The sequence below is a fragment of the Acidovorax sp. A79 genome, from assembly GCF_041154505.1.
In the GTDB taxonomy this organism is placed as follows: Bacteria; Pseudomonadota; Gammaproteobacteria; order Burkholderiales; family Burkholderiaceae_C; genus Acidovorax.
This window is the reverse complement of sequence record NZ_AP028672.1, coordinates 2,250,001-2,273,116: the sequence shown is the minus strand read 5'-3', so window position 1 is coordinate 2,273,116 and position 23,116 is coordinate 2,250,001. Positions and strand designations below refer to the sequence as shown.

Below are 23,116 nucleotides of genomic sequence, written 5' to 3'. Positions count from 1 at the left end.
AGCATGTTCAGCGCCTATAGCCCCCGTGCAGCCAACGCTTATCAGCGTATCAATGTAGAAACCAGCATGCACACGATGGACCAGCACCAGCTGGTCAGCCTGCTGTATGAAGGTGTCCTGAACTCCATCGCCACGGCGCGGGGTGCCATGGCGCGCGGCGACGTGCTGGGCAAGGTCAACAATATCTCCAAGGCCGTCCGCATCATTGAAGAGGGGCTGAGCACGGCGCTCGACAAGGTGGATGGCGGGGAGCTGGCCCAGAACCTGGGAGCCTTGTATGACTACTGCCTGCACCGCCTGATCCTGGCGAATGCCCGCAACGACGATGCCATGATGCAGGAGGTCATGCGCCTGATCGAGCCGGTGGCGCAGGGCTGGAGCCAGATCAAGCAATCGGGCGCCGTCGCGGAGGCCGCCACCCCGGGGCAGCCAGCACTGGTGGAGGCCTGAACCATGTCCCACATGCTGATTGACTACTACAAGGCGATCGAAGACAGCAGCGCCAAGATGCTGGAGGCCGCCAGGCTCAAGGACTGGGATGGCGTGGTGCGCTATGAAGGAGCCTGTGCCGTGCTGATCGAGCAACTGCGCTTCAAGTCGCAGGAACACGAACTGCTGCCAGAGCATCGGCGCGAAAAGACCCGCATCATGCAGCGCATCCTGCGCAACGATGCCCAGATCCGTTGCCTGGCCGAGCCCTGGCTGGCGCAGTTCGAACACCTGTTCGAAGGCCAGCCGCAGATGATGCATTGAGGCATGCGCCAAGCCCCAGACAAAGCCGACCCCGCGAGGTCGGCTTTTTCATGGATGAAATACGGCGCTACCGCTTGTCCATCAGGCGCAAGCAGCTATTAAATTGAGAGCGGCTGATTCCTGACGCTTGTCACGAAGCTGCCACGGCCAGCGATGCGTCGCGGAGCTCCCTGTGCTGAGAGTGTGGCGTGTCTTTTACGGAATAAAAAGTGCCTGTAGCGCTTATCCATAAAGCGCAAGCAGCTACAAAATCAGGAGTAAGCGCAGACCTGCGCTGCCAGATACCGGCGCGCCCCCCGCGAGGGATGCCCAGCAAGGGCCGCCCCGCAGCGAGGGCATCGTCCCCTTGCCCACGCCGCGCAGCGCCTCAGGGGAGCGCCCCTGCTATACCTGCATGTTCATGATGTCGGTATAGGCCTGCACCATCCGGTTGCGCACGTGCAGCGTGGCCTGGAATCCGATCTGGGCCTTCTGGATCGCCACCATGGTTTCCTCGAGGCTGACGGAGGGGTTCTCCATCTGGACTTCCGTCTGCAGGTCGCTGGCACGGTTCTGGGCCGCACTGACCGACTGGAGCGCGCCTTTGAGCGCCCCTGAAAAACCCACTTCATTGGCGTCGTTTTGCGGCGCCGCAGCACGGCGCGCCACGCCAGCGCCCGTGAGCGGGGCGGTAGAGCTTGAGATGCGAAGGTCCATGGCGGTGTCCGTGGGAATGGGGGTATGCTGCGTATCCTAGCCATCGCGCCCCCGCCCATCGCTCTGAATTGATGGCCAAACGCGCGGCTTATCCAGCGAACATTTTGAGGGCGTGGCCGAATAATCGACCCCACGCTTTGGTCCTTGTCGGGCCTGCCCTACTGGAAAGCAAGATGTCTGCAGTTGCTGAAGTTCCTCTCACTCCCCCTGCCGGCCCGAACTGGCTGCAGCGGCTGTCTGCCCTGGACAGGGCGCAGCGCATGCGGCTGGGCGTGGGTGCGGCACTCCTGGTGGCGGCGGCCATTGCGGCCATCGTGCTGGGGCGCCAGCCCGACTACCGGGTGCTGTTCGCCAACCTGAACGACAAGGATGGCGGTGCCATCGTCGCCCAGCTGTCGCAGATGAACGTGCCCTACAAGCATGCCGACGGCGGCGGTGCGATCCTGATCCCCGCCGACCGCGTGCATGACGTGCGCTTGCGCCTGGCCACCCAGGGCCTGCCCAAGGGTTCCGTGGCGGGCTTCGAGCTGATGGAGTCCAGCAAGTTCGGAATGACGCAGTTTCAGGAACGCCTGAACTTCCAGCGGGGCCTGGAGGGTGAACTCACCCGCTCCATCCAGGCGCTGTCGTCCGTGCAGGGCGCGCGCGTGCACCTGGCGCTTCCCAATCAGAATGGCTTTTTCCGGGAGCAGCAAAAACCCTCGGCCTCCGTGCTGGTGAGCCTGCATCCCGGCCGCGTGCTCGACCGTGCCCAGCTGGCGGGCATCGTGCACCTGGTCGCCTCCAGCGTGCCGGAACTGGCGCCCTCCGCCGTGAGCGTGCTGGACGACACGGGCAAGCTGCTGTCCCAATCGCCCGATGGCGCCGCGGGAACCGGGGTCGACGCGCAGCAACTGCTGTATGTGCAGCAGATCGAGCAGCAGTACACCCGCCGGATCCTGGACATCCTGGAACCCGTGGTGGGCCGCAACAACGTCAAGGCGCAGGTGACGGCCGAGGTGGACTTCACCCAGACCGAATCCACGTCCGAGCAGCACCGCCCCAACCTCGCCACCGATGCCAGCGCCATCCGCAGCCAGCAGATCGTGGAAAGCTCCGGTCCGCAGGGCAATCCGCTGCCCACGGGCGTGCCTGGCGCCACGACCAACCAGCCTCCCGCTCCTGCTGCGGCGCCCATCAACGGCGCCAATCCGGCACCCACGGCGGCGGGCCAGCAGGCCCAGGGTGCGCAGGCAGCGGCGAGCAAGCGCGAATCCATCACCAATTACGAAGTGGACAAGACCGTGCGCGTGACGCGTGGCGGCAGCGGCGCCCTCAAGCGGGTGAGTGCGGCGGTGGTCGTGAACTACCAGTCCGCCGAGGACAAGGGCAAGACGGTATCCAAGGCGCTCACGCCAGAGCAGCTCGAGCAGATGACCGCCCTGGTGCGCGAAACCATTGGCTTCAACCGGGATCGTGGCGACTCGGTCAACCTCATGAACACCCCGTTCCAGGTGGACGCGACGCCTGCCAACGACGTTCCGCTGTGGAAACAGCCTGAAGTGATCGAACTGGCCAAGACCTTCGCCTGGCCAGTGGGTGCGGTTCTGTTCGCGGCCCTGGTGCTGCTGGGCCTGGTGCGGCCGGCGCTCAAGGGCGGCGCCGCTGCCAAGCCCCGCGCCATCCCGGTGGCCGGCGGCCAGCTCGACGCCGTGGAGTCCGAAACACCCGAGCGCCCCGCGCTGCCTGCGCCCGCCGCGAAGAACGAAGTGCTTCCCGCCACGCCGGAGCAGCTGCGCCTGGAAGAGGCGCGGGTGCTGGCCAAGGAGAACCCTGTGGCCGTGGCCAATATCCTGAAGACCTGGCTCAACGGCGAGCCAGTCTGACCGCCGACATCACGGACGACGACCACCATGGACGACCAAGGACTCAACGACGCAGCCATCATGCTGATGTCCCTCGGCGAGGAAGAGGCGGCCGAAGTGTTCAAGCATTTCTCGCCCAAGGAAGTGCAGAAGCTCGGCGAAACCATTGCGCGCATGCGCTCCGTGTCGCGCGACAAGGTGGACGAGGTCATCAACAAGTTCTCCAACGCGGCGGCGGCGCAGAGCCTTCTGGTGTCGGATACCGGCAACTACGTGCGCGCCGTGCTGCGGCGTGCGCTGGGGGATGACAAGGCCGGGCTGCTCATCGACCGCATCCTGCAGGGGGGCGACGTCTCGGGCATCGAAAGCCTGAAGTGGATGGACCCGCTGTCCGTGGCCGAGTTGCTGCGCAACGAACATCCCCAGATCGTCGCGGCCATCCTGGTGCACCTGGACAGCGACCAGGCATCGGGCATCCTGATGCACCTCACGGACCGCCAGCGCAGTGAAATTCTGTTGCGCGTGGCCACGCTCGAAGGCATACAGCCGACGGCGCTCAAGGACCTCAACGAGGTGCTGTTCAAGGTGCTGGCCGGCGGCGACAAGATCCGCAAGAGCTCGCTCGGCGGCGTCAAGGCAGCGGCCGAGATCATCAACCTGCTGGGCGGCAACATGGATGCCGTGGTGCTGGAGTCCATCCGCGGCTACGACCCCGACCTGGCCCAGAAGATCATGGACAAGATGTTCGTGTTCGAGGACGTGCTCAAGCTCGACGACAAGGCGATCCAGACCGTGCTCAAGGAAGTGGCTTCCGAAACGCTCATCGTTGCGCTCAAGGGAGCGGTGCCGGAGTTGCGCGAGAAGTTCCTCTCGAACATGTCCTCGCGTGCTTCCGAAGCGCTGCGCGAAGACCTCGAATCGCGCGGCCCGATGCGGCTGTCCGAAGTCGAGGCCCAGCAGAAGGAAATTCTCAAGACCGTGCGTCGCCTGTCCGACGAGGGTCAGATCGTGATTGGATCCGGCGGTGATGATGCCTTCGTCTAGCCAGCGTTCGTACTCGCGCTTCATCCCCAGCGAGGAAGTCGGCGATTTCACACAGTGGAAGTTTGGCGCCGTGGATGGCTCCGACCTCGTCGAGCCAGAACCAGAGCCCGTGGCCGAGATTCCGGTCGAAATAGACGAGGCCGCGCAGCAGGCGCTGGTCCAGCAGGCGTGTGACGACGCGTATGCCGAGGGCTTTGCCCAGGGCCAGGCCCAAACGGCACTGGAGTGGCAGCGCCGCATGGATGACTACATCGCGCAGCAAGGGAACGAAGCCGCCCTGCGCCTTCAGGGTGTGATGCAGACGCTGGACGCGAGCCTGATCGACATGCAGCAGCAGATGGCCCAGCAGCTGCTGGAACTGGCGTGCGACATCGCACGCCAGGTGGTGCGCCAGGAGCTGTCCGTCAACCCCAATGCCCTGCAGCCCGTGGTGCGGGAGGCCGTGGGCATGCTGGTGACCGAAGGCCGGCCCGCGATGGTCCGGTTGAACCCCGCCGACATGGAGGCGATGGCCCAGCCCCTGCGCGAGGAGATGGATGCGCCAGGGGTGCAGTGGATGGCCGATGCCGCAGTACCGCCAGGCGGCTGTATGGTCGAGTCTGCGGGCACCGTGGTGGATGGCAGCCTGGACAAGCGCTGGCAGCGCGCCATTGCGGCGCTGGGCCTCCAGTCGCCCTGGCAGGAGGAGGGCGGCGATGAGCGTTGAGGCCCCCGCCGCCTGGACACGCCTCATCGAGGATGCGCGCGAGCGTGTTGCCGAGGGCGCTCCGCTGGAAACACGCGGCACCCTGACGCGGCTGACAGGCCTGGTGCTGGAGGCCGTGGGCATCCGCGTGCCGGTGGGCTCGCAGTGCATGGTCCAGATGCCGGGCCATGCCCCGGTGCTGGCCGAGGTGGTGGGGTTCTCCGCCGATCGCGCGTTTCTGATGCCGGCGGGAGACATCCACGGGCTGTCCAGCGGCGCGAGCGTGGTGCCGGCGGCACCCTACGTTCCCATGCCGCGACTGGGCGAGCCCGCGCGGGCCATCCAGCGCGCCGGTGTGCTGCGCTTGCCCATGGGCGAGGGCCTGCTCGGACGGGTGGTGGACGCGCAGGGCCTGCCGCTGGACCATGGCGGGCCGGTGCAGGACGTGGTGTCCGAGCCCATGGGGCGCCGCCAGATCAATGCCATGGACCGCGATCCCGTGCGCGAATCGCTGGACACCGGCGTGCGCGCCATCAACGCCCTGCTCACGGTGGGGCGCGGCCAGCGCCTGGGCCTGTTCGCAGGCTCTGGGGTGGGCAAGAGCGTCCTGCTGGGCATGATGGCCCGCTACACCCGCGCCGACGTGATCGTGGTGGGGCTGATCGGCGAGCGGGGGCGCGAAGTCAAGGAATTCGTCGAGGACATCCTGGGCGAAGACGGCCGCGCGCGCTCGGTCGTGGTGGCCGCTCCGGCGGACGCACCCCCCCTGCTGCGCATGCAGGGCGCGGCCTATGCCACGGCCGTGGCCGAGCATTTCCGCGACAAGGGCAAGCATGTGCTGCTGCTCATGGATTCATTGACCCGCTATGCGATGGCCCAGCGCGAAATCGCGCTGGCCATTGGCGAACCCCCTGCCACCAAGGGCTATCCGCCCTCCTGTTTCGCCAAGCTCCCTCAACTCGTGGAGCGCAGCGGCAACGGACTGCATGGCGTCGGGTCCATCACGGCCTTCTATACAGTGCTCTCGGAAGGGGATGACCAGCAGGACCCCATCGCCGACGCGGCGCGCGCCATCCTGGATGGCCACATCGTGCTCTCGCGCGCGCTGGCCGAGACGGGCCATTTCCCCGCCATCGACATCGAGCAATCCGCGTCGCGCGTGATGCACAACGTGGTGTCGCGCGGGCATTTCGACCTGGCGCGGCGCTTTCGGGCGGTGTATTCGCGCTACCAGAAAAGCCGCGATCTGGTGCAGGTGGGGGCTTATATGAGCGGCTCCGATCCGGCGCTGGACGAGGCCATCCGTCTGCAGCCGCAGATGGCGGGGTTCCTGCAGCAGGACATGTTCGAGGCGGCCTCCATGGACCAGAGCGTCGCGGGCATGGCGGCGGTGCTGGACCACTGAACACAGCGGATCGCCAGCCATGTCCAGCCTCAATTCGCTGTCCGTCGCCGTCGAGGTGGCTTCCCGCAAGCGGGACGACGCGCGCAAGGTGCTGCAGGACACGCAGGCAGCGCAGCAGGCGGCACGCGCCCAGCTCGACCAGCTCGAAGACTATGCCCGTGAAACGCAAGCGCGCTGGGGCATGAAGGCCGACACCACGATGAAGCCCGAGGTGATGTACCACCACTACCAGTTCATGGACCGTTTGGGACATGCGGCGGGTGTCCAGACCGGGGTGGTGGGTGACCATGCCAACCGGGTGGAGGCGGCCCGGCGCAACCTGCTGGAGGCGGAACTGCGGCTGGCCAGCCTGCGCAAGGTCATGGAGAAGCGGCGCCACGACCTGGAGCGGGCTGAAATGCGAAGAGATCAGAAACAAACCGATGAACGGGCTGCCCTGCAGTACCGAAGTGCGATGCAAGGCTCTGCGGGCCGGGAGTAGTGACAATGGAACAAGCAAGAATTTCTTCTCCCCAGGGCACCCAGCCGGCCCACGCCGCGCGGACCCGGTCCACGGCGCAGGCGCCGGACGACGCCCACAGTGCCGCCCCCAGCGGCTTTCTGGCCCTGCTGGCAGCGCTCGGGGATGCTGCTGCCCCGGGGGACGCCGGGCCGCTGGACCTGCCGTCCGCCGGCGCGGCGCCGGCCGATGGGTTGCCCGCCGATGCCGCGAAGGATGCCCTGGATGCTTCGGCCCTGGCGGCATGGCAGGGATTGCTGGCGCCCGACGCCGCTGTGCGGGGCGATGCCGCCGGGGCGGCGGCGGGGCAGGGCCCCGGCCTTCGCATTGCAGTGCAAGATGGAACGGCGGCAGGCTCGGGGATGCCCGGCGCGGGCGCCCAGGCAGGGGCGAACCCGTTGGCGGCTGGTGTGCCGGGCGTGGACGGCCTGCCACAGGGCATGGTGGCCGAAACGGCCATGCTCGACGCTTCCGCGGACCTCAAGGGCGGGGCACCACAGGCCGGTGCCGCAGCGTTCGGCCGGGCTTTCTCGCGCATGCAAACTGCATTGGCCCAAAGGGCGGATTCCGCAGAAATGTCCCTGGGCCGGGCCCGGGCGGGCGATGTGGCGCTGCCGACGCAAGGGCACCACATGGCGGCCGTGGCGACGGTGCAGGCCGCCAGCGAGCGCATGGCGGCGGGCCTGCCGGTTGCGGGCGCCGCCGATCGGAGCGCGGCTGCCGGGGCCGGCGACCTGGTGGCCAACGGCGCAGCGATGGCGGGCGACCTGCTGGCGGCTGCAGCGCCCGCACGGGGTGGGGAGGCCGCCGGTAGTGGCGGCAGCCCTGGCGAAGGGCGGGGGGATGCCGGCGCATGGTTCGACAATGGCGGGGGCGTGGCGCCCGTGGAGCCAGGAGCGGCCGTCGATGGCGCCGCGGCGTTTGGCGATCCTGCCCAGGCCGGCATGGAGGACCAGGTCGCCGAGCAGGTGACGTACTGGATCAACCAGAAGACTCAGAATGCGGAGCTGACGCTCAACCGCGACGGGCAGCCCGTCGAGGTGTCGGTGTCGCTGTCGGGCAATGAGGCCCATGTGACTTTCCGCAGCGACCAGCCGCAGACCCGCGACATGCTGGACCGGAGCATGGCGCAATTGAGCGAGTTGCTGCGCAGCGAGGGGCTGGTGCTCTCGGGCATGTCGGTCGGCACGTCGGCCGGACAACGTGAAAATGCGGCCGACCCCGAACGGCAGGGCCGCCGCGATGGGTCACGCCAGGCGCAGGTGGTGGCCGCCACGCCGGTGAGCATGGCCTCGCCGCTGCGCGGCGGTGGCGGCGCGCCAGACCGTGCCGTGGACATCTTTGTGTGAGTCCGCATGGCGGCGGGAACCTTCGGCCCGCCCCGCATGCGCCGCGCCGTGGGCGCATTGCCGGCTCACGGCTCCTGGCGGGTGACCTGCAATCGGGATAGCGCTGCGAATGCCATGGTTTTGGGCTTTTATTCTGGCTATTATTGGTCGCAGCATCGCCCAATAATGGGCCATCCGGTCTTGTCCGCCCATTGATTGCGTGGGTACGGCCCGTCTCCCACCAAGGAATCCGCATCGTGTCAGCCAATACCCCCGCAGCGGCTCCGGCCAAAAGCAAGAAGATGCTCATCATCATCATCGGCGTTGTGGCGGTGCTGGTGATTGGCGGCGGGGTGGCCGCCTGGCTGATTTCCAGCCGTTCCCACGCCGAAGACGAGGAAGGGGCTGCGCCGGCCCGCAAGGAGGCCCCCAAGGTGGCTCCCACCTTCCTGCCCATGGAGAACATGGTGGTGAACCTGGCGGACCCCGGTGGCGACCGGTTTGCACAGATCGGCATTACCCTGGAGCTGGAAGATGCCAAGACGGCGGAACAGGTGAAGCTGTACCTGCCCACCATCCGCAGTGGCATCCTGATGCTGATTTCCCAGCGGACCTCCGCCGAATTGCTGCAAAGGGAAGGCAAGGAAAAACTGGCCTCCGATATCCTGCGCGAAGTCTCGCGTCCCCTGGGCTATCCGGTTGCCACGGAACGCGACCGCGCGCGTGCCGCGGCGGCCGACAAGGACGGCGACGAAGATGAACGCCCCGCGCGCCGGCGCACGGAGCGCAACCCGGTGCACCGGGTGCTTTTCTCCAGCTTCATCATCCAGTGACCCGGGCAAGGACCAGTCATGAGTGATTCATTTCTTTCGCAGGAAGAGGTCGATGCCCTTCTCGAAGGGGTTACTGGCGAGAGCCAGAAATCGGTCGAGGAAGTGGCGGAGGCGGGGTCCGTACGCAACTACGACATTTCCAGCCAGGAGCGCATCGTCCGTGGACGGATGCCGACGATGGAAATCGTCAATGAGCGGTTCGCGCGCAACTTCCGCATCGGCCTGTTCAATTTCATCCGCCGCAGCCCCGAGATCTCGGTGGGCACCGTGTCCGTGCAGCGCTACAGCGCCTTCCTGCGGGAGCTTGCGGTCCCCACGAATTTCAACATCGTGGCCATCCGTCCGCTGCGCGGCAGCGGGCTGATCGTGTGCGAACCCTCGCTCGTGTTCGGCATCATCGACACGCTGTACGGCGGCGTGGGCAAGTTCCAGACTCGGATCGAGGGGCGGGACTTCTCGCCCACGGAGCAACGGGTCATCAACCGCCTGGTGGATGTGATCTGCGCCGAATACAAGAAGGCGTGGCAGGGGATCTACCCCCTGGAGCTCGAATACCAGCGCTCGGAAATGCAGCCGCAGTTCGCCAACATCGCCACGCCCAGCGAAATCGTCGTGTCCACGGCCTTTCAGCTGGAAATCGGCGACCTTTCGGGGGCGATCCATATCTGCATGCCCTACGCGACGCTGGAGCCCATCCGCGACGTGCTGTATTCGTCCACACAGGGCGATTCCATCGAGGTGGATCGCCGCTGGGTGCGCGTGCTGACCCGGGAAATCCAGGCCGCCGAAGTGACGCTGGTGGCTGAACTGGCCCGCGCCGATGCCACGGTGGAGCAATTGTTGGCCATGAAGCCTGGCGATTTCATCGAGCTCGACCGCGAGCCCCGCATCCGCGCGTCGATCGGGGGCGTGCCTATTTTTGAATGCCAGTACGGAACGCACAATTCCAAGTACGCCATTCGTATCGAAGAATGCCTGCGCAATGCCGACATGAGCTGGCTGGGAGAAAAAGATGTCAACTGAAGAAGATAACAAGGACGGCGCGGCGGATGACCCCTTTGCGGGTTGGGCCGAGGCGCTCGAGGAGCAAAAGCGGACTGAGGACAAGCCCGGCGATGCCGAGCAGGGCGGCCCGCTCTCCGGCGACCCCGTGCGCCCTTTCTCTGGCGGCGGGGATGGCACGGTCAACGACATCAACATGGTGCTGGACATTCCGGTCCAGCTGTCGGTGGAGCTCGGGCGCACCAAGGTGCCGATCAAGTACATCCTTCAGCTGGCCCAAGGCTCGGTGGTGGAGCTCGACGCGCTCGCGGGCGAGCCCATGGACGTCCTGGTGAATGGCTATCTCATCGCGCAGGGCGAGGTCGTCGTGGTCAATGACAAGTTCGGTATCCGCCTCACGGACGTGGTGACCCCTTCCGAGCGCCTTCGGCGGGTCAGCCGTGGATAGTGGCAGCATGACCCAGACGCTGGTGGTGGTCGTCCTTTTCGTGGGCGCCATGGCGTTGCTGCCCTGGCTGGTCCGCCGGCTGCAGCAGCGCCACGCCACCGCCGGCCTGGGGGCTGGAGCGGCTTCCCGCGTGCTCTCCGCCGTGGCCGTGGGTCCCCAGCAGCGCGTGGTCACCGTGGAGGTGGGGCCGGAACACGCGCGGACCTGGCTGGTTCTTGGCGTGACCGCGCAGCAGGTGAGCTGCCTGCACGTGCTGCCGGCCGTTGCCGCCAGCACGCCTTCCGCGGCGCCCAAGGCGGAACCATCTTTCGCGCACGCGGTTGCGTCGGCCGTCAACGCGCCTGGAAGTCCTTCCCATGGCTGAGGCTTCACGGGTGCGTCATGTGCTGCTGCTGGCTGCGGTGGCCGCCCTGGGCGCCATGGTGCATGGCACGGCCGCCGCGCAGGCCTCCGCGGGCGCACTGCCATTGGTGGTGGGCAGCGGCCCTTCGGGCAACAGCTATTCGGTGCCCATCCAGACCCTGCTGTTCTTCACGGCCCTGTCCTTCCTGCCGGCGGTGCTGCTCATGATGACGGGCTTCACGCGCATCGTGATCGTTTTGTCTCTCCTGCGCCAGGCGCTGGGTACCCAGTCGGCGCCGCCCAACCAGGTCATCATCGGACTGTCGCTGTTTCTCACCTTCTTCGTGATGGGGCCCACCCTGGACCGGGTGTACCAGGACGCCTATGTGCCTTACACCAACAACACCATCAGCTTCGAACAGGCCCTGGTCAAGGCCGAGGCGCCGATGCGCAGCTTCATGCTCAAGCAGACCCGGCAATCCGATTTCGCCCTCTTTTCCCGGCTGGCGCGCCTGGATGCGAGCGTGACGGCGGAAACCGCGCCGCTGCGGGTGCTGGTGCCAGCCTTTGTCACCAGCGAACTGAAATCGGCATTTCAGATCGGCTTCATGATCTTCATCCCGTTTCTGGTGATCGACATGGTGGTGTCGAGCATCCTCATGTCCTTGGGCATGATGATGCTGTCTCCGGTGCTGGTGGCACTGCCGTTCAAGCTCATGCTGTTTGTGCTGGCGGACGGCTGGAATTTGCTGATCGGCTCGCTGGCTGCCAGTTTTGTTCCCTGAAGGAGTGGGCGATGACTTCGCAAATGGTGCTGACCATCGGGCGCGACGCCTTGACGCTGCTGCTGATGATTTCGATGCCGGTGCTCGGTGCCGTGATGGCGGTGGGGCTGATCGTGAGCATTTTCCAGGCGGTCACGCAGATCCATGAGGCGACACTGGCCTTTGTTCCCAAGCTGATCGCCGCGATGGTGGTTTTTGCGATCGCGGGGCCCTGGATGCTCAGTACCCTGGTGGACTTTATCCGCCGGACGATCGAGTCCATTCCGTCGATGATCGGCTAGTGCGGGGCACGGCCTTGCGCTTCGCGCCGCACCCTTTGTTCGCCAGCCCCATTTCTGGCTGCCCATCGGGGATCGCGTGATCACTTTCTCCGAAGCCCAGCTGATGGCCTGGCTGTCTCCCATCCTGTGGCCATTCTTGCGCGTGCTCGCCGTCTTCTCGGTCGCGCCAGTGTTTTCCATGCGGACGATACCCATGCGCGTCAAGATCGGACTGGCGTTCCTGGTGGCGCTGTGCGCCCAGGGCGTGCTGGTGAATCAACCGGTCATCAGCGTCAACGGGCGCGAGGCATTCGGAGCCGTGGCCCAGCAAGTGGCCGTGGGGCTTGCGATCGGGTTTTCCGTCCGGCTGGTGTTTGCGGCCGTGGAGCTGGCGGGCGAAATCATCGGGTTGCAGATGGGGTTGAATTTCGCATCATTTTTCGACCCCTCTTCGAATGCGCAGATCAGTGCGGTAGCCCGCTTTTTTGGACACATGTCCATGCTGCTCTTTGTGGTGATCAATGGCCATCTGCTGATCTTGATGGCCGTGGTGAAGAGTTTTGACCGCTTTCCGGTCGATGGCAACTTCCTGCAGGCCCTTGGGCAGATGCGCATTTACGAGCTGGGTTCGTCCCTGTTTTCCAGTGCGCTGTGGATCGCGCTGCCCATGATCGCGCTCCTGCTGTTCGTCAACTTGACGCTGGGCATCATTTCGCGGGTGGCGCCGCAGATGAACATCTATGCCGTGGGGTTCCCGGTGACGTTGACCGTGGGCATGCTGGGCATCGTGGCCACGCTCCCGCTGCTGGAGCAACCGGTGCTGGCGCTGATGCAGCAGGCGGTCGATCTCTTTGCCACGCAGCGATAGTGGGGAAAGAGGGGGGTGTGCAGGCCGTCTCAGACCAGCTGGTTGCGGATGGCGTAGACGGTGAGTTCCGCGTTGTTCGAGAGCTTCAGCTTCTCCAGCACGCGCGAACGGTACACGCTCACGGTCTTGGGGCTGAGCATCAACTCCTCGGCGATGTCCGACAGCCTGCGGCCGGAGGCAATCTTGACCAGTGTCTGCAGCTCCCGCTCGGACAGCGCCGCATGCGGCGCCTCCGGCGTGGGCTGTGCCAGGCTGTCCGCCAGCATCTGGGCAACCTCTGCCGTGAGGTACTTGCGCCCCTGCATGACGGTGCGCACGGCCGCAATCAATTCGACCGGATCCCCTGCCTTGTTGGCGTATCCCTGGGCGCCGGCCTTCAGGCAGCGCAGGGCGTACTGGTCTTCCGGGTACATGGACACCACCAGCACCTTGATGGCGGAGTGCGTCTCGCGCAGGCTGGCCAGCACCTCAAGGCCGCTGCGCCCCGGCATGTTCAGGTCCAGCAGCAGCACATCGCAGGCTGCCGAGCGCAGCACCTCGCGCAGCTCGGAATATCCCCCGGCCTCTCCAGTCACCTGGATATCGGGGGCGTCGGCCAGCGTGTCGCGTATTCCGCGCCGCAGAACGGCATGGTCATCGCACAGGACCACATGAATCACTGCACATCTCCTGGGGCTGGTGATGGGTGCGATGTTAGCGGTATGGAAAGGATCACGGAGGTGCCCTGGCCGGGCCGGCTGCTGATATCCAGCCACCCCCCGACAGTCCGGGCGCGTTCATGCAGGCCCTTGAGCCCGAAGGCCTTGGGCTTGTCGAGCATTTGCGGATCGATGCCCCGGCCATCGTCGGTGACCTCCAGCGTCAGGACGCCCTCCTTGTCGGAGAGATCGATACGCACAGTGCCTGGATGGGCATGTTTGGAAATATTGGTCAGCGCTTCCTGCGCGGTGCGGTAGGCCGCCAGCTGGATATCCGGCGGAGCGTGGATGGTCTCGCTGCTGGTCACGACCGGAGCCGGTATGCCCGAGCGGCGCTCGAAGCCGGCGGCAAGCCACTGAACGGCTGCCACCAGCCCCTGTTCGAGGATCGGCGGTCGCAGGTTCATCATGATCCGCTGGCTCGCCTCGATGGCGTGCTGCAGCATCTCGGCCGCCGACGCCGCGTGTTCCTTCATCGCCGGGGCCGTGCTGTGGCGTCCGATCCATGCCACATCGAACCGCACGGCCGTCAATGCGCCGCCGATGTCGTCATGAATTTCTCGGGCGATGGATGCGCGTTCCTGCTCGATCGATGTTTGCAGGTGTTCTGTGAGTTCCGCCAGCCGGCGTTCGGACGCCTCCAGCTGCGCCACGGCCTGTTCGCGCGCCTTGCGGGCGTCGTGGACCTCCAGAGCGCGTGCGATCACATGGGGCAGGCGCTGCAGGTCGTCCTTGAGCAGGTAGTCTGCGATGCCCAGGCGGATGGCGTCCACGGCGGCTGCCTCGCCGATGGCGCCGGACAGCAGCACAAAAGGGGGGTGCTGCGGCTTTTGCGCCACATGCGTCCATGCGTCCAGCGCGGTAAAGCCTGGCAGGCGGTAATCTGCCAGGATGATGTCAAAAGCCTGGGTATCGGTCAGCCGCCGGAAGTCGGCAAGCGAGTCGACCTGATGGAGATGGCAATGGAGCCCGGACCGCCGCAGGGTCAAGGCGGTCAGCTCATGGTCCGCCAGTGAATCTTCAAGATGCAGGATGCTGAGGGTCTGGTCTGGTGCTATGGTGACCATAGGAGCGCTATCATAGGATACAAATTGGAACAAACAAGGGTGTTTGTCCGATTGGGATGGTTTCAGCGTCAGCGTCCAATGGATGCCGACACCATGGTGCGCATGCCTTTGCTTTGGGCTTTTGTGCAGATATCGTAGTCCTGGGATTTTTGCGTGCTTTGCTGCTGCGTGCTGCGATGGAGAAACGATGCAATCTACGCTAACAACGTCTGGAGGACCTGCTGTCCAGGTTCCCGTCATGGTGGCGGCAGAGCTGCAGGATTCGTTGCTGGTCGTGATGCATGACCTGCATCGCCTGGAAGGCCTGCTCAGTCATGCCACCGACAACCTGCTGGAACGTTTTGGAGAGGCCAATGCCGTGCTGACGGACGCGGCTGTGGCCGATTCTCCGGAGCTGGTGGCCGCTCGGGCCGCGCTGCGCAGCGCCGTGACCGAATTGCAGTTCCAGGATATGGCGTCCCAGTTGATCTGGCACACGACCAAGGTGCTTCAAGGATGCGCTTTCCGCTTGGCCTCCGAGGCCATGGGCAATGAAGATGGTGAAGAAGCAGCGCCATTTGCAGAGATGGCGCCGGACCGGCCCAACCCCGTCACGCAAAGCGAGATGGATGCCGGTTCCGTGGACCTGTTCTGATCTTCACGTCACTGGTTAACCTATATATTCAAGTCAGTTGGAGCCTTACATGCAATCGATCCTAGCCGTAGATGATTCACCGTCCATGCGGAAAATGGTGTCGTTCACTCTCACGGGTGCCGGCTACCACGTTGTGGAGGCGGTGGATGGGCAGGATGCCCTTGAGAAGGCCGAGAGCCATGACATTGATCTGGTCCTGGCCGACCAGAACATGCCGCGCCTGGACGGTATCGGATTGACGCGCAAACTGCGCGAGAACCCCAAATTCAAGACCATCCCGATCCTGATCCTCACCACCGAGTCGAGCGATCAGATGAAGCAGGCCGGGCGCACGGCCGGGGCGACGGGCTGGCTGGTCAAGCCTTTTGATCCCAATCGCCTGATCGAAGTCATCCAGAAAGTGATCCGCTGAGCCGGATTGGATTGGCCCGGACCACCAAGTACACAGGAGCCCACGATGGCGGAAACCTACCAAGAAGGATCGGGAGCAGGCGCTGACTTCGACCTGAGCCAGTTCTATCAGATCTTTTTCGAGGAAGCGGGCGAAAACCTGGACCAGATGGAGCAGATGCTCCTGGATCTGGATCTGAGCAGCGCCAATGATGAAGAGCTCAACGGCATCTTCCGGTGCGCCCATTCCATCAAGGGTGGCTCGGCCACCTTTGGTTTTTCGGACGTGGCGGAGCTGACGCACCAGATGGAGTCCTTGCTGGACCGGTTGCGCCGCCATGAGCTGCAACCCGTTCCCCAGATGGTGGACGTGCTGCTGGAGTCCGCCGATGCATCCCGCAGCTTGCTGGCCCGCCATCAGGCCGGAGGCCAGGGAGAGGCTGTCTCCACCACGTCGCTGGTGCGCCGCATCAGTGAGCTTGCTGCGGGGCTCGTCCCCAGCGACGCGCCCGCCGTGGCACCACCGCCACCTGCGCCAGCCCCGCAGGTAGCGGCTCCGGCGCCCAAGGCGGTGACGCCCGCAGTCGCCGGACAGGCGCGTGCACTGGAAATCCAGATCGGCCCGCTGGAGCGGCCGCAGCAGGCCGATGCCATCAAGGAACTGTTCCGGGATATTCCCGGGCTCGGTGCCATCAGGGACATGGAAAGCACCCAGCCCAACACGCGGCTGTTCGCGGTGGAGACCACCTCCACCAACGATGATCTGCTCGACCTGTTCGCCTTCCATGTGTCCAAGGAGCAGGTCCTCATCCGTGAGGCCGCTGCAGCAGCGGCTGCAGCCCCGGAGGACGCGGACGACGATGTCGTGGTCGCCGCGGATGCCGCCGGAGGCGAGGCGTACGGCTTCTTCAGCGATGCGCCGGGTGCTCCCGGCACCGATGCGCCCCGGGCGGCAGCGCAGGCCCCCGCACAAGCGCCCAAGGCTGCGGCCCCCAAGGCTGCGGAGCCCAAGGTCGCCATGCAGGCGCAGATGGAGTCCACGACGATTCGCGTGGACGTGAAAAAGGTCGACCAGCTCATCAACCTGGTGGGTGAACTTGTGATCACCCAGGCGATGCTCGCGCAGAACAGCCGGGGGCTGGATGCAGGCGCCTACCAGCAGCTGCTGGCGGGCCTGGCCGACCTGGATCGCAACACGCGCGACCTGCAGGAATCGGTCATGTCGATCCGCATGATTCCGATGTCCATCGTCTTCAGCCGCTTCCCCCGCATGCTGCGGGACTTGGCGAACAAGCTGGGCAAGAAGGTCGAACTGGTGACGCTGGGCGAGGCCACCGAACTGGACAAGGGGCTGGTCGAGAAGATCACCGATCCGCTGACACACCTGGTGCGCAACAGCTGCGACCATGGGATCGAGATGCCGGCGGACCGCTTGGCCAAGGGCAAGTCGGAACACGGGACCATCACGCTGTCGGCCTCGCACCAGGGCGGATCGATCGTGATCGAGGTGCGCGACGATGGCCGTGGCCTCTCGCGCGAGAAGATCCTCAGCAAGGCGCAGGAGCGCGGCATCGAAGTGTCCGAGCAGATGAGCGATGCGGAGGTCTGGCAACTGATCTTTGCACCAGGCTTTTCCACCGCTGACGAGGTGACCGACGTGTCCGGGCGTGGCGTGGGCATGGACGTTGTCAAGCGCAATATCGCGGCGCTCAACGGGTCGGTGGAGATTGACTCGGCCGAGGGTTACGGAATGAAGGTTTCCGTGCGCCTGCCGTTGACGCTGGCCATCATGGATGGCATGTCCGTGGGGGTGAGCGACGAGGTCTACATCCTGCCGCTGTCTTCCGTCGTGGAGTCCTTCCAGGTCAACGCGGACGATGTGAGCACCGTGGCACAGGGATCGCAACTGGTGAAGGTGCGCGACGAATACATGCCGGTGATCGCGCTGGAAAAGATCTTCCAGGTGCCGCGTTTTGACCCCAACAAGTCCAGCAACATCATGGTGGTCGTGGAGGCGGATGGCAGCCGTGTTGCGCTGCTGGTGGATGAGCTGCTGGGCCAGCACCAGGTGGTGGTCAAGAACCTGGAATCGAACTACCGCAAGGTCCCCAACGTGTCGGGCGCCACCATTCTGGGCGACGGCACGGTGGCGCTCATCCTGGATACGGGCGGGCTGGTGCGGCGGGCGCGCCACTAGATTTGAGCAGCCGTGCCCGAAGGGCAGGGCGCTGTCACGAAAGGAGAATTCACCATGAGTGTGATGGGTAAAACCGCAGAGGCGGTGCCAACGGGCACCCGCGAATATCTGACGTTCCGCCTCGACCAGGAAGAGTACGGCATCGATATCCTGAAGGTGCAGGAGATCCGTGGCTATGAGCCACCGACACGGATTGCGAACGCCCCCAGTTTCATCAAGGGCGTCGTGAACCTGCGTGGCACGATCGTGCCCATTGTCGACATGCGCCTCAAGTTCAACTGCGCGCAGGCGGACTACAACAGCTTCACGGTGGTCATCATCTTGAACCTCCGCAACCGGGTGGTCGGAATCGTGGTGGACTCCGTCAGCGACGTGATGGAACTGACGCCCGAGAGCATTCGCTCTGCACCGGATATTGAAAGCGCCATCGACAACAGCTGCATCCTCGGGCTCGGGTCGGTGGGTGAGCGCATGCTGATTCTGCTGGACATCGAGAAACTCATGTCCGGCGTGGACATGGGGCTGGTGACCGCCAACGAATAGGGCGAATAGGGCGCAACCGTCACACCAGTGGTGGATCCAGCACCTGCCAGCAGATGGCGGGTGTGGCTAGCAGGTCTCTTGGAGCGAACAGGATTTCCCGTCGGACGATCAATATGGCCCAACCCACCAGTGCATTCCCCACGGCCCGGCCCACCACCGCCAGGGTGGATCCGGCCTATGCCGCCGCGGCTGCCCCCTCGGGGCCGCTGGCCCAGGGGCGCGAGTTTGTCTGGACCAATGCGGATTTCGCGCGGGTGCAGGCGCTGATCTATCAGCGCGCGGGCATCAGCTTGCACGACGGCAAGCACGCCATGGTGTACAGCCGCCTTTCGCGCCGTTTGCGTGACACGGGGCACAACAGTTTTCACGACTATCTCGGATGGCTTGAGACGCATGACGGCCCGGAGTGGCAGGAGTTCATCAATGCGCTCACCACCAACCTCACGGCCTTCTTCCGCGAACAGCACCATTTCGAGATCTTCGCCTCGCATCTGCGCAGCAAGCCATCGACTGGCTGGCGGGTCTGGTGCAATGCCGCCTCTACCGGAGAAGAACCCTATTCCATCGTGATGACGGCGTTCGAGGCGCTGGGGGCCAACGCGTCTTTCAAGCTGACCGCCAGCGACATCGATTCCCGCGTGCTGGCGACGGCAGCGCAGGGGGTGTACCGCCTCGACAGCCTCAAAGGCCTGAGCCCGGAGCGCTTGCAGAAGTTCTTTCTGCGGGGCAAGGGGGCCAATCTGGGCATGGTGCGGGCCAAGCCGGAGCTGCGGCGTGCCATTGATTTCATGAGTGTGAACCTCATCCGGGACGACTGGCCCTTCAAAGAGCCCTTCGATGTGGTTTTTTGCCGCAACGTGATGATCTACTTTGACGCACCCACGCAGCGGCGGGTGCTGGAGAGGATCCACAGGGTCCTCAAGCCCGGCGGCATGCTGTTTGTAGGGCATGCCGAGAACTTCAGCGAGTCCAGGGACCTGTTTACGCTGCGCGGCAAAACGGTGTACGAGCGTCGCTGACCCGCCATGTTGCCTAGCACCGAGCACACATGACCACCACTCCATCAGGCTCATCCCCTTCTTCGGCCGTTGCCGCGCCTGGCATGTCCGAGCGGCGCCGTGCTCCCCGCATCGCCCCCCTGAGCGCGGACATCTATGCCGCCGGGTCAGGGCCGGCCCGGGAGTCTTCGCTGCAGGAGCTCAAGGCGCACAGCCGCAAACCCGGGGAGGCTTCCTTCTTTTATCTGGACCATCACTTTCAGCACAATGCCGTGAAGGTCCTTCCGGGCGAATATTTTGTCGCCGACGAGAACATGGTCATCATGACCGTGCTGGGGTCATGCATTGCCGCCTGCCTGTGGGACAGCCGTGCGCGCATAGGAGGCATGAATCATTTCATGCTGCCCGATGGCGATGTGGGGGATGCCTCGGGGCGCTATGGCTCGTACGCCATGGAATTGCTGATCAACGAGATGCTCAAGCTCGGAGCCCGCCGCGAAACCATGCAGGCCAAGATTTTTGGCGGGGCGCAGGTCATGCACAACTTCACGACGATGAATGTCGGTGAGCGCAACACCAATTTTGTTTTGAACTACCTTCACACGGAGCGTATTCCCATCGTCTCCGAGGATGTGCTGGATATCTATCCGCGCAAGGTGGTTTTTTTCCCCATCACAGGGAAAGCCATGGTCAAGCGGTTGGCGCACGCACATCCCGAGGCCCTGGTGGCCCAGGAAGTGCGCGGCAATGCCGCCACCGTGGCCAAGACCACCTCGGGCGGTTCTGTCGATCTGTTTTGAGGAAGGCGTGAGTTAATGAGCAGGAAAATCCGGGTGATCGTGGTGGACGATTCGGCGTTGGTCCGCAGTCTGCTGTCCGAGATCATCAACCGGCAGCGGGACATGGAGTGCATCGGCACGGCCAATGATCCCTTGGTGGCGCGCGAGATGATCCGCGAGCTCAATCCCGATGTCATCACACTGGATGTCGAGATGCCGCGCATGGACGGCATCGACTTCCTGGGGCGGTTGATGCGCTTGCGACCGATGCCGGTGGTGATGATTTCCACGCTGACGGAGCGGGGCGCTGAAGTGACGATGAAGGCGCTGGAACTGGGCGCGGTGGATTTTGTGGCCAAGCCCCGTGTCGGCCTGGCCAGCGGCCTCAACGATCTGGCCACCCAGATCGTGGACAAGATCCGCGTGGCCGCGGTGGCGCAGGTTCGCCGCGCGCCCGCTCGCGAAACCACCGCCGCTGGCGGTGCGGGGAGTGGTGCAGGTGCAGCGCCTGCCATGCCCGCGTCGGCGCTCCTGGGGCGCCTGTCCACCGAAAAACTGATTTGCATCGGGGCATCCACCGGCGGTACCGAGGCCATCAAGGAGGTGCTGGTGCAGATGCCGGCGGATTCGCCCGCCATTGTCATCACCCAGCATATGCCCCCGGGTTTCACCACCAGCTTCGCGGCCCGCCTCAATGGCTTGTGCCAGATCACGGTCAAGGAAGCCGTGAACGGGGAACGCATCCTGCCTGGCCATGCCTACATCGCTCCGGGGGGAACCCAGTTCCACGTGGCCCGCAGTGGTGCCAACTATGTTGCCGTGGTGGATGATGGCCCGCCGGTGAATCGCCACAAGCCCTCGGTCGAGGTGCTGTTCAAGTCGGCCGCTGCCGTGGTGGGGCGCAATGCCTTCGGCATCATGCTCACCGGAATGGGCAACGATGGCGCGGCCGCGATGAAAGAGATGAAGGATGCCGGCAGCTACAACTACGTGCAGGATGAAGCCAGCTGCATCGTATTTGGCATGCCGCGCGAAGCCATTGCCCACGGCGCCGCGGATGAGGTTCTGCCGCTGGGGCAGATCGCCTCCGCATTGATTACGCGTTTGCGGGGCGCGACGGATCGGCTGCACCACCGGATCTGATGGCCGGGCACGGCCTGCGTTGCAGGCCGCGCATTTTGGCGACAGAGCAGCGCGGTCCTGCTTGTGCCCGGTGCCTTGGTGCCTCAGGCGGACAGGGCCGTCCAGCGTTCCAGTGCAGCCATCAACTCTTCCTCGATGGCCCCGGCCCGCGTGGTCATGGCGGCGGCCCGTGCGGGGTCGGCGCTGTACAGGGTGCCATCCGCCAGAGCATCCTGCAGTTCCTGCTGCTCTGCTTCGAGTCCGGCGATCTGTGCAGGCAACTGGTCGAGCTCACGCTGTTCCTTGTAGCTAAGCTTCTTTTTTGATAGCGGCTCGCGCTTGCTGGATGAGGCCTGAGCCGGATTTTCGCTCAAATTCTCTCGGCCAGCCTTCTGGCCGGGCGCGGGGGAGGCCTGGAGTGCCCGGCTGCGCTTGGATTGCTGCAACCAGTCCTGCACGCCACCTTCATATTCCCGCCACAGGCCGTCGCCCTCGAAGGCGATGGTGCTGGTGACCACGTTGTCGAGAAAAGTCCGGTCATGGCTGACGAGGAACACGGTACCTTCGTAGTTCTCCAGCAGCTCCTCCAGAAGATCGAGGGTGTCGATGTCCAGGTCATTGGTGGGCTCATCCAGTACCAGGACATTCGCGGGACGCGCGAACAGCCGGGCCAGCAGCAGCCGGTTGCGCTCGCCGCCCGACAGCGAGCGGACAGGGGAATGCGCGCGGGCCGGAGAGAACAGGAAGTCGCTCAGGTAGCTCTTGACATGCTTGCGCTGGTTGCCGATTTCGATCCATTCGCTGCCTGGGCTGATGAAGTCCTCCAGCGTGGCATCCAGGTTGACGGCATGGCGCATCTGGTCGAAATACGCGACCTGCAGATTGGCGCCTTGGCGGATGGTGCCTTCGTCGGGTGCCAGCTCCCCGAGAATCATCTTGAGCAAGGTGGTTTTGCCTGCGCCGTTGGGTCCTATCAAGCCCACCTTGTCGCCGCGCAGGATCGTTCCGGTGAAGTTGCGCACAATGGTCTTGTCGCCGAAGGATTTGCCCACACCGTTGAGCTCCGCGACGATCTTGCCCTGATACCCGCTGGAGCTGCCGGTCGCTACGTCCATGCGAACGCTGCCCACCACTTCCCGGCGGGCCTCGCGGCGCGCGCGCAGGTGCTCCAGGCGGCTGATGCGGCTCTGACTGCGGGTGCGGCGCGCCTCGACGCCGCGGCGAATCCAGACTTCCTCCTGGGCGAGGAGTTTGTCGGCCTTGGCGGAAATGACGGCTTCCTGGGCCAGCTGATCCTCCTTTTGTATCTGGTATTGCGCGAAGTTGCCGGGGTAGGAGCGCAACTGCCCACGATCAAGCTCCACGATGCGGGTGGCAACGCGGTCCAGGAACGACCGGTCATGGGTGATGGTGACCACACTGCCTGGAAAATCAAGCAGAAGGTCTTCAAGCCATTCGATGGAGTCGAGGTCCAGATGGTTGGTGGGCTCATCCAGCAACAGGACGTCCGGGCGGGCTACCAGCGCTTGTGCGAGTGCCACACGCTTCTTGGTCCCCCCTGACAACGTGCCCACAACGGCATCCGGATCCAGATGCAGGCGCTGCAGTGTTTCCTCTACCCGCTGCTCCCAGTTCCAGGCGTCGTAGGCTTCAATTTCGGATTGCAGGGCATCGAGGTCCAGGCCTTCCGCACCCGACAGGTACTGGTCACGGATGGCAATGACGCGCTGCAATCCTTCGGACGCGGACTTGAAGATGGTGGCGGTGGAATCCAGAGAGGGTTCCTGGGCCACGAAGGCAATGCGCACGCCCTGTTGTACCTGCAGTGAGCCGTCGTCTGGCTTGGCCAGCCCCCCGAGAATCTTGAGCAGCGAGGACTTGCCCGCGCCATTGCGC

26 protein-coding genes (1 of these 26 cut by a window edge) are annotated in these 23,116 nt (G+C 64.7%); 22 read left to right on the top strand and 4 right to left on the bottom strand.

Going from position 1 to position 23,116, the window contains the following annotated elements; genetic code table 11:
* Positions 1-3 precede the first annotated feature (3 nt).
* On the top strand, positions 4-450 hold the full coding sequence (gene fliS, locus ACAM51_RS10360; protein ID WP_218296967.1) for a flagellar export chaperone FliS: 447 nt from the start codon (positions 4-6) through the stop codon (positions 448-450).
* Positions 451-453: 3 nt separating this feature from the next.
* Positions 454-753, top strand: coding sequence for a flagellar protein FliT (locus ACAM51_RS10355; protein ID WP_063461658.1), 300 nt, complete (start codon positions 454-456; stop codon positions 751-753).
* Between the two features lie 384 nt (positions 754-1,137).
* On the opposite strand, the gene fliE is transcribed toward ACAM51_RS10355, so the two are convergent.
* Positions 1,138-1,449: a flagellar hook-basal body complex protein FliE gene (gene fliE / locus ACAM51_RS10350; protein ID WP_218296968.1), complete on the bottom strand. Its 312-nt coding sequence runs from the start codon at positions 1,447-1,449 to the stop codon at positions 1,138-1,140.
* A gap of 173 nt (positions 1,450-1,622) precedes the next feature.
* Here fliE and fliF point away from each other — a divergent pair, with 173 nt between their 5' ends.
* The 13 genes from fliF (at position 1,623) to fliR (ending at position 12,792) form a co-directional block, all read left to right on the top strand.
* Positions 1,623-3,314: a flagellar basal-body MS-ring/collar protein FliF gene (gene fliF / locus ACAM51_RS10345; RefSeq protein WP_218341828.1), complete on the top strand. Its 1,692-nt coding sequence runs from the start codon at positions 1,623-1,625 to the stop codon at positions 3,312-3,314.
* 27 nt (positions 3,315-3,341) lie between these two features.
* Positions 3,342-4,337 carry a flagellar motor switch protein FliG gene (gene fliG / locus ACAM51_RS10340; RefSeq protein ID WP_218296970.1) on the top strand — a complete coding sequence of 332 codons (996 nt, stop codon included), beginning with the start codon at positions 3,342-3,344 and terminating at the stop codon, positions 4,335-4,337.
* Positions 4,321-5,043: a FliH/SctL family protein gene (locus ACAM51_RS10335; RefSeq protein ID WP_369643496.1), complete on the top strand. Its 723-nt coding sequence runs from the start codon at positions 4,321-4,323 to the stop codon at positions 5,041-5,043. The genes fliG and ACAM51_RS10335 overlap by 17 nt, the downstream gene beginning before the upstream one ends.
* On the top strand, positions 5,033-6,427 hold the full coding sequence (fliI, locus tag ACAM51_RS10330; protein ID WP_218296972.1) for a flagellar protein export ATPase FliI: 1,395 nt from the start codon (positions 5,033-5,035) through the stop codon (positions 6,425-6,427). The genes ACAM51_RS10335 and fliI overlap by 11 nt, the downstream gene beginning before the upstream one ends.
* A 19-nt stretch (positions 6,428-6,446) precedes the next feature.
* Positions 6,447-6,908, top strand: a complete 462-nt coding sequence (fliJ, locus tag ACAM51_RS10325) for a flagellar export protein FliJ (protein WP_369643495.1) — start codon at positions 6,447-6,449, stop codon at positions 6,906-6,908.
* A gap of 5 nt (positions 6,909-6,913) precedes the next feature.
* The gene (locus tag ACAM51_RS10320; RefSeq protein ID WP_369643494.1) at positions 6,914-8,275 is read left to right on the top strand and encodes a flagellar hook-length control protein FliK; all 1,362 of its coding nucleotides are present in this window, start codon (positions 6,914-6,916) and stop codon (positions 8,273-8,275) included.
* A 236-nt stretch (positions 8,276-8,511) separates the two neighbouring features.
* Complete coding sequence (fliL, locus tag ACAM51_RS10315) at positions 8,512-9,087, top strand: flagellar basal body-associated FliL family protein (protein WP_218296974.1); 576 nt, start codon at positions 8,512-8,514, stop codon at positions 9,085-9,087.
* 18 nt (positions 9,088-9,105) lie between these two features.
* The gene (gene fliM, locus ACAM51_RS10310; RefSeq protein ID WP_010466026.1) at positions 9,106-10,110 is read left to right on the top strand and encodes a flagellar motor switch protein FliM; all 1,005 of its coding nucleotides are present in this window, start codon (positions 9,106-9,108) and stop codon (positions 10,108-10,110) included.
* On the top strand, positions 10,100-10,537 hold the full coding sequence (gene fliN / locus ACAM51_RS10305) for a flagellar motor switch protein FliN (RefSeq protein ID WP_218296975.1): 438 nt from the start codon (positions 10,100-10,102) through the stop codon (positions 10,535-10,537). The genes fliM and fliN overlap by 11 nt, the downstream gene beginning before the upstream one ends.
* A gap of 7 nt (positions 10,538-10,544) precedes the next feature.
* Positions 10,545-10,901: a FliO/MopB family protein gene (locus ACAM51_RS10300; protein ID WP_369643493.1), complete on the top strand. Its 357-nt coding sequence runs from the start codon at positions 10,545-10,547 to the stop codon at positions 10,899-10,901.
* A complete protein-coding gene (gene fliP / locus ACAM51_RS10295) occupies positions 10,894-11,664 on the top strand; it encodes a flagellar type III secretion system pore protein FliP (RefSeq protein WP_369643492.1) in 771 nt (256 codons plus the stop codon). Before ACAM51_RS10300 ends, fliP begins: the two co-directional genes overlap by 8 nt.
* Before the next feature lie 11 nt (positions 11,665-11,675).
* Positions 11,676-11,945 carry a flagellar biosynthesis protein FliQ gene (gene fliQ / locus ACAM51_RS10290; RefSeq protein ID WP_218296978.1) on the top strand — a complete coding sequence of 90 codons (270 nt, stop codon included), beginning with the start codon at positions 11,676-11,678 and terminating at the stop codon, positions 11,943-11,945.
* Between the two features lie 76 nt (positions 11,946-12,021).
* Positions 12,022-12,792: a flagellar biosynthetic protein FliR gene (fliR, locus tag ACAM51_RS10285; RefSeq protein ID WP_218296979.1), complete on the top strand. Its 771-nt coding sequence runs from the start codon at positions 12,022-12,024 to the stop codon at positions 12,790-12,792.
* Between the two features lie 29 nt (positions 12,793-12,821).
* Here fliR and ACAM51_RS10280 read toward each other — a convergent pair whose 3' ends face one another.
* Both ACAM51_RS10280 and ACAM51_RS10275 read right to left on the bottom strand, forming a co-directional pair.
* Positions 12,822-13,451 (bottom strand): response regulator transcription factor, encoded by a 630-nt coding sequence (locus ACAM51_RS10280; RefSeq protein ID WP_218296980.1) that lies wholly within the window; start codon positions 13,449-13,451, stop codon positions 12,822-12,824.
* Positions 13,448-14,557, bottom strand: a complete 1,110-nt coding sequence (locus tag ACAM51_RS10275; RefSeq protein ID WP_369643491.1) for an ATP-binding protein — start codon at positions 14,555-14,557, stop codon at positions 13,448-13,450. The genes ACAM51_RS10280 and ACAM51_RS10275 overlap by 4 nt, the downstream gene beginning before the upstream one ends.
* Before the next feature lie 187 nt (positions 14,558-14,744).
* Here ACAM51_RS10275 and ACAM51_RS10270 point away from each other — a divergent pair, with 187 nt between their 5' ends.
* The 7 genes from ACAM51_RS10270 (at position 14,745) to ACAM51_RS10240 (ending at position 21,241) form a co-directional block, all read left to right on the top strand.
* Positions 14,745-15,191 (top strand): hypothetical protein, encoded by a 447-nt coding sequence (locus tag ACAM51_RS10270; protein WP_218296982.1) that lies wholly within the window; start codon positions 14,745-14,747, stop codon positions 15,189-15,191.
* A gap of 49 nt (positions 15,192-15,240) precedes the next feature.
* Positions 15,241-15,603 carry a response regulator gene (locus ACAM51_RS10265; RefSeq protein ID WP_056173069.1) on the top strand — a complete coding sequence of 121 codons (363 nt, stop codon included), beginning with the start codon at positions 15,241-15,243 and terminating at the stop codon, positions 15,601-15,603.
* Between the two features lie 45 nt (positions 15,604-15,648).
* Entirely contained in the window at positions 15,649-17,778 is a 2,130-nt protein-coding gene (locus ACAM51_RS10260; RefSeq protein WP_218296983.1) for a chemotaxis protein CheA, read from the top strand.
* A 54-nt stretch (positions 17,779-17,832) separates the two neighbouring features.
* The gene (locus tag ACAM51_RS10255; protein ID WP_218296984.1) at positions 17,833-18,321 is read left to right on the top strand and encodes a chemotaxis protein CheW; all 489 of its coding nucleotides are present in this window, start codon (positions 17,833-17,835) and stop codon (positions 18,319-18,321) included.
* Positions 18,322-18,434: 113 nt separating this feature from the next.
* Positions 18,435-19,340, top strand: a complete 906-nt coding sequence (locus ACAM51_RS10250) for a CheR family methyltransferase (RefSeq protein ID WP_369643490.1) — start codon at positions 18,435-18,437, stop codon at positions 19,338-19,340.
* Positions 19,341-19,369: 29 nt separating this feature from the next.
* On the top strand, positions 19,370-20,119 hold the full coding sequence (gene cheD / locus ACAM51_RS10245) for a chemoreceptor glutamine deamidase CheD (RefSeq protein WP_218296985.1): 750 nt from the start codon (positions 19,370-19,372) through the stop codon (positions 20,117-20,119).
* Between the two features lie 15 nt (positions 20,120-20,134).
* On the top strand, positions 20,135-21,241 hold the full coding sequence (locus ACAM51_RS10240; protein ID WP_218296986.1) for a chemotaxis response regulator protein-glutamate methylesterase: 1,107 nt from the start codon (positions 20,135-20,137) through the stop codon (positions 21,239-21,241).
* A gap of 83 nt (positions 21,242-21,324) precedes the next feature.
* Here ACAM51_RS10240 and ACAM51_RS10235 read toward each other — a convergent pair whose 3' ends face one another.
* Positions 21,325-23,116, bottom strand: partial view of an ATP-binding cassette domain-containing protein gene (locus ACAM51_RS10235; protein ID WP_218296987.1) — the 3' portion only. The gene runs 107 nt beyond the window's last position; only the last 1,792 of its 1,899 coding nucleotides appear in the window; its start codon lies beyond the right edge, outside the window — the gene reads right to left on this strand; its stop codon occupies positions 21,325-21,327.